We start from the raw sequence: 1,039 nt of genomic DNA on the forward strand, positions 1-1,039 counted from the left end.
GGATGTGCAGCCGGTTGACGGCCAGGACCCGCGGGTCGTAGTCGACGTCCAGCAGGGTGAAGTACTCCTCGGCGGTGGAACAGCGGCGGAAGTCCGCCAGCTGGCCGGCGGCCGTGCTCACGCTCATCGCGATGTCTCCTTCTCGAGCAGGCCCTCGAGGAGGGCGATCTCCGCATAGGCGTCGTAGGTCCGGCGGGCGACGTCGAGCAGGCCCTCCCAGCCGATCGGGAGGTCCTCGGCGAGGTCGTGCAGGTCGAGCTTGAGCTGGGAGGCCCGGCTACGAAGCTTGCGCAGCCGCAGCTCGGTGTCGGCCGGGGCGCCCCCGGCCGGGGTGTCGGCGGCTTGGGCGTCAGGAGTCATCGCGGGCCACCTCGTTCCATCGTTCGATCTGCTTGGTCGCACCGGTCACCAGCGACTCGCCCCGGGCGGAGAGCTCGTCCATGGAGCCGAAGCCGAACCGCTGCACGTCCCGCAACGCGTCGGAGAGGACGACGAGCCGCCCGGCACAAATGATCACGCGCCCGAACCCCTCGTGACTGAGGTCGAGCACGGTGGTGGTGAACGCCCCGGTCGCCTTCTCGGTGGCCGCCGCGACCGCCTGGTAAAAGGAGCGCACCCGGCCCTCTACGGCGGCGTCGATGTCGCAGTTCACCGCGATCTCGCGGCGCTGCTCCCGAGTGACGATGAACGGGCGGAGCAGGTCCTCGTCGGAGAACCGTTCCAGTTGGCCGTAGGTGTCCCCGGCGCGCAGCTGGTCGACCAGGTCGCCGAGGAAACCGGTCTTCGCGGTCATGCCGCGTCCCCCTTGGGCTTCAGGGCCGTGGCACCGCCGCGGGTCCAGGTCGCCGCCGGCTGCGGCTCGTGGGACCGCAGCACCTTGCGCAGCCAGGGCGGCGGATTGCCGGCCAGCGTCGAGGTGTAGCGGCGGAGCAGCTCGGGGATGGCGGTGCCCTTGACCACCTTCACCGGGTGAATCCGGGCCTTCACCACCTTCGCCGCGGCCGTCCCGCCGATGTCACTGATGTTGAGGATCGCGCAG

3 protein-coding genes and 1 pseudogene are annotated in these 1,039 nt (G+C 70.5%); all 4 read right to left on the reverse strand.

All coding sequences use genetic code 11. From position 1 onward, the window contains the following. Positions 1 to 127, reverse strand: a 127-nt coding sequence (locus tag ACY45C_RS06510; RefSeq protein WP_462186749.1) for a nitrogenase-stabilizing/protective protein NifW, incomplete at its 3' end; no start/stop codon positions are given. Beyond that, positions 124 to 360: a CCE_0567 family metalloprotein gene (locus ACY45C_RS06515; RefSeq protein ID WP_462186740.1), complete on the reverse strand. Its 237-nt coding sequence runs from the start codon at positions 358 to 360 to the stop codon at positions 124 to 126. The genes ACY45C_RS06510 and ACY45C_RS06515, both read right to left, overlap by 4 nt. Further along, positions 350 to 793, reverse strand: coding sequence for a NifX-associated nitrogen fixation protein (locus ACY45C_RS06520; protein ID WP_011438836.1), 444 nt, complete (start codon positions 791 to 793; stop codon positions 350 to 352). The genes ACY45C_RS06515 and ACY45C_RS06520 overlap by 11 nt, the downstream gene beginning before the upstream one ends. Further along, positions 790 to 1,039 (reverse strand): annotated as a pseudogene (locus tag ACY45C_RS06525) (nitrogen fixation protein NifX); the annotation flags it as partial. The pseudogene ACY45C_RS06525 and the gene ACY45C_RS06520, both read right to left, overlap by 4 nt.

This window comes from Frankia sp. CcWB2 (assembly GCF_977927585.1).

Bases quoted from the DNA above. Each gene is read 5' to 3' on its own strand.
- ACY45C_RS06515 (WP_462186740.1), bottom strand. From the start codon at position 360: ATGACTCCTGACGCCCAAGCCGCCGACACCCCGGCCGGGGGCGCCCCG.
- ACY45C_RS06520 (WP_011438836.1), bottom strand. From the start codon at position 793: ATGACCGCGAAGACCGGTTTCCTCGGCGACCTGGTCGACCAGCTGCGC.